The sequence below is a fragment of the Algoriphagus faecimaris genome (genome assembly GCF_900101705.1).
Taxonomy (GTDB): domain Bacteria; phylum Bacteroidota; class Bacteroidia; order Cytophagales; family Cyclobacteriaceae; genus Algoriphagus; species Algoriphagus faecimaris.
The window spans coordinates 1-8928 of sequence record NZ_FNAC01000074.1; the positions used below are offsets into that span (position 1 = coordinate 1).

The following is an 8928-nucleotide window of genomic DNA, read 5'->3' on the forward strand; positions in this document are numbered from 1 at the left end:
CCTACTTCATCCTGAAGGACAAAACAGCATACAAAGAACTCGGAGCAGAATACTTGGAAAGCCGAAAGAAGGACAGACAGATCCAACATTACCTGGACAAACTCAGGGAACTTGGAGTGGAACTGAACAAGGAAAAGGTAGCATAAAAAAACAAAGGTCGGTTTTTACTGGAGGTTGAAACATCGTTGTGAAAACAACGAAACCCCGTACATGAAATTGACATCAGACGCTAAGCACACAGGAGTATTGCCGTGAGCATGAACATGAAAATTTAACTTCTTAGCGTCTTTTTATTCCTTTACCTAAAAATGAAAAAGAAACAAATTATAAACACATGAAAGAATACGGAAAAAACATTCAAGGGCTAGTGGATCATATCTGCACCATTGAAGATCGGGAAAAGCGAACTGCCAGTGCTTTTACTGTAATCGAAATCATCAAACAGCTCAATCCCGCCCTCAAGCAGGAAACAGATCAAAAACTCTGGGATGACATCTATATCATGTCCGACTTCAAGCTCGACGTCGATGGACCTTTTCCGATGCCTGCCAAAGAGCTTTTGGGCAAGAAGCCTCTCCCTATCGGCTACCCCAAAGGAGAGATTAAGTTTAAACACTACGGCAGAAACATCGAGAAACTGATAGAAAACGCCATAGAACTTGAGGATGACGAAGAGCAGGAAGCGGCTATCATTTACATCGGTCAGCTGATGCGAAGTTTTCACTCGACCTGGAACAGGGACAATTTTGATGATGGCATTATCCTAGATGATATCAAGACTTTATCTAAGGGCAAACTGCACATTGACCTAGAAAAAGTAAAAGAAAATGCACTGTTTGAGTCCAATACTCGCCGGGATTTCAAGGTACCTATGCAGGAAGAGCACAGCTCAAAAAACAAGCGAGGAGGACACCAAAACAAAAGAAGAAATAACGGAGGCTTTAAAAATAAAAGGAGAAACTAATGGCATCTTTTCGGGTAAGAGGCGGAATCCAACTCAAAGGCGAAATCACCCCTCAAGGGGCTAAAAACGAAGCACTTCAGATTTTATGTGCTGTACTTTTGACCTCAGAAAAGGTCACCATCAACAAGATCCCCAATATCCGTGATGTCAACAAGCTCATTGAACTACTCGGAGACATGGGGGTCAAAGTCACCAAACTGGGACTTGAATCCTATGCTTTTCAAGCTGACAATGTCAATTTGGAATATTTAGAAACGCCCGACTTTTTGGAAAAAGCCTCTGCTCTTCGTGGCTCGGTGATGATCCTGGGGCCCCTGCTGAGTAGGTTTGGTACCGGAAAACTCTCCAAACCCGGAGGAGATAAAATTGGCCGCAGAAGAATGGACACCCATTTTTTTGGATTCCAGAAGCTCGGCGCAAAATTTCACTACGATGCCGAAAACGAGATTTTCCATATCGACGGAAAAAACCTCAAAGGCACCTACATGCTACTCGATGAGGCATCAGTCACCGGCACTGCCAATATCGTCATGGCAGCGGTAATGGCAGAGGGCAAAACTACCATTTACAATGCTGCCTGTGAGCCTTACCTGCAGCAACTCTGCGAAATGCTCAATAGAATGGGTGCAAAGATTTCCGGAGTGGGTTCCAATTTGCTTACCATAGAAGGGGTAGAAAAACTCGGTGGGACTGAGCACACCATGCTTCCTGATATGATTGAAATCGGCTCCTTTATCGGAATGGCGGCCATGACCCAATCCGAGATCACCATCAAAAATTGCCAGATCCCCAAGCTCGGCATCATCCCAGATACCTTTAGAAGAATGGGAATCCAATTGGAATTTAGAGGGGACGATATTTTTATTCCCGAGCAAAAACACTACGAAATCGAAACCTTTATTGATGGATCCATCCTCACCGTAGCGGATCAAATTTGGCCTGGGTTTACCCCAGATTTGCTCTCCATCGTTTTGGTCACTGCTACGCAGGCAAAAGGCACCGTACTGGTACATCAAAAAATGTTCGAATCTCGTCTCTTTTTCGTGGATAAGCTGATTGACATGGGTGCACAGATCATACTTTGTGATCCCCACAGAGCTACAGTGATCGGCTTGGACAGGAAATACCAACTGAAAGGAATCCGAATGACCTCGCCGGATATCCGTGCGGGGGTAGCACTTTTGATCGCAGCAATGTCCGCCAAAGGGACTTCCATCATTGATAATATCGAGCAGATTGACAGAGGCTATCAATACATTGATCAGCGTCTCAATGCACTAGGCGCAGATATTGAGCGGATTTAATGCTTCCCCTATTTCTCTTGAAAAATACAGCTCCAAAAAATAAAATTTAGGTTCGATTTGCGACAGTCTATCTCGGTTCAGCGGAGACCTCCGGCTAATTTGCGCCAAGAAGATCTTCCTCTTTTTGAGTCTGCGCTGCAGGCTCAGTTTGAGCGAAACTCGCCTGTTATGATCAAAAATGCCCTGATTCTACAAGACACGGTACTCGCTCCGGGAGAGTTTAAATTTTATTCCGATTTTACCCACCGAAGCAACTTAGGCCTACCCCAATTTTCTAAACGGATCGGAAACTGTGTGCTGAAAGCCTGGCGAAAAATTCCAAAAGGGATCTGGATCATCGATGAATGGAGTCCTAATTACTTTCATTGGCTGACAGATTGCCTCCCCCGGCTTTGGGAAGGGTTGAAGTGGGATGCCACTGCACCCATTGTTTTACCAGACTCTTACAGCAAGTTAGCATTTGTGAGAGAATCCATCCAATCACTCGGTACCGATGTAATCTTTTATCGCTCTTCTGAAAACCTCTGGGTGGATCAAATGATCCTCACTGCGCGTACTGCTTCTTTTCCCAACTTCAATGAGCCGCTTACCTTGTTTACCCAAAAACGCCTGAGAAAGGAACCCCAAAAGCCTCCCTTCAGAAAGGTATACTTCACTAGGAAGTCCGCTTCCAAGCGGAAAGTAATCAATGAACTGGACCTTGAACTGATGCTGATCAAGCGCAATTTTGAGATAATCAGTGCCGATGAACTGAGTTTTGAAAGCCAAATCCAACTCATGAGCGAAACTGAGGTGCTTATAGGATTACATGGGGCTGCCTTGACCAATATGATTTTTCTCCCTTCAGGCTCAAAGGTCATTGAATTTAGAAATGCCAAAGACCCCAATAGTCACTGCTATTTCAACTTGGCCTCGGCGCTGCAGATCCCCTATTATTATACCCTAAATGAGGCTGATCAGGAGGATAGCGTCATCGCTGATTTCACCATTAACATTCCTCAGCTACAATCCGTTTTAGATCAGATTTCCTGATTTTTTAAAAGGCTATCAATAGTCTAATCCTCTCGGCCTTTAGTCTGAAAAAATTCCTGCTCCCTACAAATTCAAACTGGAACAAAACCAGCTTTATTCCATTCTTTCGGAAGATGTCCAGATTTTTTTTATCTTCTCCAAATTTTCTCAACCCAATTAACCTATGACCAAGAAAAAGCTAAGAAGCCAAGAGTGGTATGGCCGTACCGGAAAGGACGGATTCATCTATCGCTCTTGGATGAAAAACCAAGGATTTCCACATCATTTATTCGAAGGAGACAAGCCTGTCATAGGGATTTGCAACACCTGGTCTGAGCTTACCCCCTGCAATGCCCACTTCCGTGACTTGGCCCAAGCCCTAAAAAGGGGGATTTGGGAAGCGGGTGGATTTCCTTTGGAATTTCCCGTGATGTCACTTGGCGAATGCTCCATCAAGCCCACAGCAATGCTTTTTAGAAACTTGGCCTCTATGGATGTGGAAGAAAGCATTCGCGCCAATCCTATGGATGGCGTCATTTTGATGTGTGGCTGCGACAAAACCACCCCCTCACTAGTCATGGGGGCGGCTTCGGTAGACCTACCAACGCTAGTCGTTTCCGGTGGGCCTATGCTAGTGGGTCGGTTCAAAGGAAAAAAAATAGGCACCTCTGACGTTTGGCGTTTTGCAGAAGAATTTAAACTCGGAAAGCTCTCTCAAGAGGAATTTATCGAAGCTGAAGCAGCAATGTCCCGATCTGTGGGGCACTGTGCACCGATGGGAACAGCCTCCACTATGGCAGCCATGGTTGAGGCTTTGGGATTGGCTCTGCCTGATAATGCCACTATTCCGGCGGCTGATTCTCGTAGGAAAGTCCTCGCACATATGGCAGGAATGCGAATAGTCGAGATGGTCAATGAGGATCTAAAAATGAGTAAAATCCTCACACGAGAATCCTTTGAAAACGCCATCATGGTCAATGCCGCCTTGGGTGGATCGACCAACTTTATCCTTCACCTCACAGCCATTGCCAAGCGAATCGGGGTGGAACTCGACTTGACAGATTTTGATCATTTTTCTTCCAAAATACCCCTGATCGCCAATGTGCAGCCTTCAGGAGAGCACTGGGTAGAGGACCTTTTTTACGCCGGAGGACTGCCTGCTGTAATGAAGGAAATTGAAAAAGTACTTCACAGTGAGGCCATCACCGTCACAGGAAAAAGCTTGGCGGAAAACATTCAAAAGGCGGAATGCTACGACAGAAACCTAATCGGAACACTCGAAAAACCCATCAAGCCTGATTCGGGAATCGCTGTTCTCAAAGGAAATCTTTGCCCTAATGGCGCTGTCATCAAGCCCTCTGCTGCCAGCCCTGCTTTGCTAAAGCATACTGGAAAAGCAGTGGTTTTTGAAAATATAGATGAATTCAAGGCCAAAATCGATGATCCCAATCTGGAAATCGATGAGCACTCTGTCATGGTCCTTAAAAATGTAGGACCCAAAGGCTATCCTGGAATGCCAGAAGTCGGCAATATGGCTCTTCCCAAGAAACTACTCGAAAAAGGAGTGAAAGATATGGTGCGGATTTCTGACGGCAGGATGAGTGGGACAGGTTTTGGGACGGTGGTCCTGCATGTATCCCCCGAATCAGCCATTGGAGGGCCTTTGGCACTAGTCCAAAACGGTGACCTGATCGAGCTCGACGTACCCAGCAGAAGCTTAAACCTGCTGATCTCTGAAGAAGAATTTGAAAAGAGAAAAGCAAAATTTCAACCTATCCAACTTCCCTATGATAGGGGCTATGTCAACTTGTTTTTAGACAAGGTCAATCAAGCCCATGAAGGTGTGGATTTTGACTTTCTCCAGGGAAACTCAGGTTCGGAAGTAAAAAGAGATTCGCATTGACCTTAATCGCACCTAGACCAGGTCGGTTTTTAAAACATGCTTGGTCGAAACCTAAATGCAAATGAAAACTCCAAAAGTTGCTATTATCACCGGAGCCGGTCAAGGGATCGGCCTAGCAATCGCCAGAAAACTTCTCGAAGAAGGCGGGCATGTCATTTTAAACGACTTGGAAAAAAGCCTGACCGAGGAGGCAGTGGCCAATCTTTCGCGGATAGGAAAAGGGAAAATCCTAGGTTGCTCCGGAGATGCCGCTTCCGAGTCTGTGATCGATGAACTCATTGACTTGGCTATAGCCAATTTTGGTCAGCTGGATCAGGTAGTTGCTAATGCGGGTGTAACTCTATTTGGTAATTTTCTGGATTACGAGAGAAAAGACTTTATGGAGGTAGTCCGTGTGAACCAATCAGGTACATTTTTTTTAACTCAGGCCGCGGCTAGAGTGATGAAAGATCAAGGGGAAGGAGGCTCGATTCTATTGACCTCCTCCGTTACCGCACACCAAAGCCATGAAAATCTCGCTGCCTATGCCATGTCTAAAGCAGCCATAGAGATGCTCGCCAAAAATCTAGTGCTCGAACTCGCCCCCTTGGGAATCCGCATCAATACTATCGCTCCCGGAGCTACCCTTACCGAGCGGACTACATCCGATCCTGACTATGCCAAAACTTGGTCAAAACTCACCCCACTAGGCCGCCCCGCCTCTACAGAAGATATAGCTGAGGCTGCAGCCTTTCTCCTCTCAGCAAAAGCCCGACACATTACCGGTCAAACCCTGATTATCGACGGAGGCTGGACCAGTATAAGCCCATCACCCTATGAATGAAAAAAATTTGATCAATCTTAGTCCTCGAAATTTCGTCAAATACGCCCCGGCACCTTGGGACCTGGAGGGACAAGGGATCATTCTTGTGTACAAGTTTCCAAAAAAATGGGTAGAGGAATGCACATTAATTCCTGATTACAAAAGGAATGAATTCAAAAGAGGATTAGGCTTTCTGATGCTGGTCAATTACAGCAAAAGTCCAATCGGCCCTTATCGAGAACTACTTCTGATTCCGGGGAAGTTTGGGGAAAACAAAAAACAATCTATCACCTCTATCTTTGTAGATTCATTAGCCAGTACTCAAAACGGGAGAAACAATTGGGGTATCCCTAAGAAAACATTGAAGATCGATTGGATAGAGAAAAACGGAAAACATACCATTACCGTCAAAAAGGAAGATGAGCCGGTATTTTCCTGTGAGGTAAAGGCGGGAGGTGTTTCTTTCCCTGTCACCACTTCTTTTCTGCCCATAGATTTACAGCAACGATGGAATGGAATTGATTTTTTTGTGAAACCTTCAGGAAGTGGATGGGGAAAATTGGCTCAAGTTAAAATTGATCACCTAGATCCTGAATATTTCCCCGACATTCGATCCTTCAAACCGCTTTTTGCAGTTAAAGTAGATCCATTTAGAATTCATTTTCCCGAAGCTAAATTTCATGAATGAATTAACAGTAAATTATTAAGAGTAAATTAATGGCCTGAACCAAAACCACCTGAGCCATCATAACCCAGAAGACCCAACTCAAAACATTCCCTATATCAAGGGGTTCAACTCTTGTCAAAATCTACACCTTATGAAAAATATCCCTTTACTCCTTCTCTCTCTTCTTTTCATTGTCGGCTGTAATACTGCCGAAGAAACTCCGGAAACCCTTCCTATGAAAGTAGCCAAGGCTTATGGCATAGATCAATGGGATCAAGTGAATAATATTAAATATACTTGGAATGTACGGCGGGACTCAGCCACCGTTTTTTCAAGAACTTGGGATTGGAATATAGAAGCCCGAACTGTAGGCTACACCGGTGCGGATACAAGCTACACCTACAGTCTGGACCTGCCAGCTGATTCCCTCCCAGAAGCGGACAAAGGCTTTATCAATGACAAATATTGGTTTATGATGCCCTTCCAGCTGGCTTGGGATGAAGGGTACTCTTTCGAAACTGAAGAAAACGTCCAAAGCCCTCTAAAAGCAAGTAATTCTACCAAATTGACCATCATTTACAATTCAGCTGATGGCTACACTCCCGGAGATGCCTATGATCTCTATTTGGATGAAAACAACATGATTTTGGAATGGACCTTCCGAAGAGGTAATGGAGAGCAAGGCGCCACTTGGACTTGGGAAAATGTACAAAATTTTGGACCCATCAAGCTCGCCCTAGACCATAATAACGCAGCAGGTGAAAAATTCATTTGGTTTACCGATGTGGAGGTCAATTAAACCGATTTTTGACTTTTGATAATTAATCCCTTTAGCCAAAAAGCTGAAGGGATTTTTTTATCTTGAACCAAAACCTCAAGCTATGAAACCAACACGCCTAAGAGCAATTGATGAATCTATGAAAAATTACTCTCCCGATCGGAGGGATTTTTTGATCAAAAGTGGAGCTTTGTTTGGTGCCGGACTCCTGACAAATCCTTTCTCCCTTTTCGCATCAGAGAAGTCCTGGACAGTCGGGGAAATCATGGACACCTTCATTTCGCAAGTTCCCAATGCGCCTTTCGAACAAACGGTCGATACCATCAAAGTCGGCTCGCGTGACACGGTTGTGACCGGAGTGGTGACGACCATGTTTACCACCCTAGAAATCATAAAAAAAGCTATCGAACTCAAAGCAAACCTAATCATTCCTCATGAGCCTACTTTCTTCTCAGGGCAAGATGAAACGGATTATTTGCAAGAGGATCCTGTCTTCCGTGCAAAGTATGATTTGATGGAGAAAAATGGGATTACACTCTGGAGAAATCACGATTATGTGCATAGAATGAAAGACGATGGCGTCAGGGTCGGCGTGGTAGGTGATTTGGACTGGAACGAGTATTACACACCCGGAAGTCGAATCCTCACCATCCCAAAGACCGACCTTCGCGGATTAATCAATCATATCAAAACAAAATTAGGAGTACCTGCTATGCGCTATGTGGGAGATTTGAATCAATCCTGCAGCAAAGTACTATTGCTTCCCGGTGCCGTGGGAGGTCGTCTTCAGATCACTCAAATCATGGAGCATAGGCCCGATGTCTTGGTGTGTGGGGAATCCAACGAGTGGGAAACCCCAGAATATGTCCGCGCTGCCAATGAAATCGGAATGAAACTCTCCATGATTGAGATTGGACATTCGGCAAGTGAAGAAGGGGGATCGGAATTTGTCAAAAACTGGCTCAACCAATACATGCCGGGGCTTCCTGTTTTTCATATCCCATCAGGCAATTCACTGCAGGTATTTTGAGTTAAGAACAGTAAAAATCTTACCTAAATAAATTTGATCTCTTGAGATTTTTTTTTCATCAAGGATACTTCTGATCGAAAACTGATCCAACCGGTTAAAAGATATTTATAGGCCTTTTTATTCGATTTAGGGCTTATGTACTAACTACTTTGATAATAAATTCTTTGGTTCTACCCTGAATTTAATGGAATGATTACCTTTGAGCAAAAAGATGTTTACAGAGGGACTTTTCACCAAGTTGCTCCAATTGGAGGATGGTTGGTTTGTTGAATCGGTAGAAACTGATTTTAAACAAGAAGAGATCTACATTCAAATTGAGTGTGTTTTGGAGGAGTTGGAAGATGCTGAAACTGGAGAACTTTGTAGGGTTTATGATCATGCACCGGTTCGAGAATGGCGTCATTTAGACACCATGCAATATAGAACCTTTCTCAGGTGTAAGCTTCCACGAATTTTAACTTCCAGTGGT

General features: G+C 44.4%; 8 protein-coding genes and 1 pseudogene. All 9 read left to right on the forward strand.

The window, feature by feature from the left end; all coding sequences use genetic code 11:
* Positions 1–334 precede the first annotated feature (334 nt).
* A complete protein-coding gene (locus tag BLQ57_RS20215; RefSeq protein ID WP_087941431.1) occupies positions 335–964 on the forward strand; it encodes a DUF4290 domain-containing protein in 630 nt (209 codons plus the stop codon).
* Positions 964–2268 (forward strand): UDP-N-acetylglucosamine 1-carboxyvinyltransferase, encoded by a 1305-nt coding sequence (gene murA, locus BLQ57_RS20220; RefSeq protein ID WP_087941430.1) that lies wholly within the window; start codon positions 964–966, stop codon positions 2266–2268. Before BLQ57_RS20215 ends, murA begins: the two co-directional genes overlap by 1 nt.
* A 57-nt stretch (positions 2269–2325) precedes the next feature.
* On the forward strand, positions 2326–3300 hold the full coding sequence (locus BLQ57_RS20225) for a glycosyltransferase family 61 protein (RefSeq protein WP_087941429.1): 975 nt from the start codon (positions 2326–2328) through the stop codon (positions 3298–3300).
* Between the two features lie 163 nt (positions 3301–3463).
* Entirely contained in the window at positions 3464–5182 is a 1719-nt protein-coding gene (locus BLQ57_RS20230; RefSeq protein ID WP_087941428.1) for an IlvD/Edd family dehydratase, read from the forward strand.
* A gap of 61 nt (positions 5183–5243) precedes the next feature.
* Positions 5244–6005, forward strand: coding sequence for an SDR family NAD(P)-dependent oxidoreductase (locus BLQ57_RS20235; protein WP_087941433.1), 762 nt, complete (start codon positions 5244–5246; stop codon positions 6003–6005).
* Complete coding sequence (locus tag BLQ57_RS20240) at positions 5998–6672, forward strand: acetoacetate decarboxylase family protein (protein WP_087941427.1); 675 nt, start codon at positions 5998–6000, stop codon at positions 6670–6672. Before BLQ57_RS20235 ends, BLQ57_RS20240 begins: the two co-directional genes overlap by 8 nt.
* 130 nt (positions 6673–6802) lie before the next feature.
* Complete coding sequence (locus BLQ57_RS20245) at positions 6803–7450, forward strand: hypothetical protein (protein ID WP_087941426.1); 648 nt, start codon at positions 6803–6805, stop codon at positions 7448–7450.
* Between the two features lie 82 nt (positions 7451–7532).
* Complete coding sequence (locus BLQ57_RS20250) at positions 7533–8459, forward strand: Nif3-like dinuclear metal center hexameric protein (RefSeq protein ID WP_240507887.1); 927 nt, start codon at positions 7533–7535, stop codon at positions 8457–8459.
* 211 nt (positions 8460–8670) lie between these two features.
* Positions 8671–8928 (forward strand): annotated as a pseudogene (locus BLQ57_RS20255) (transposase family protein); the annotation flags it as partial.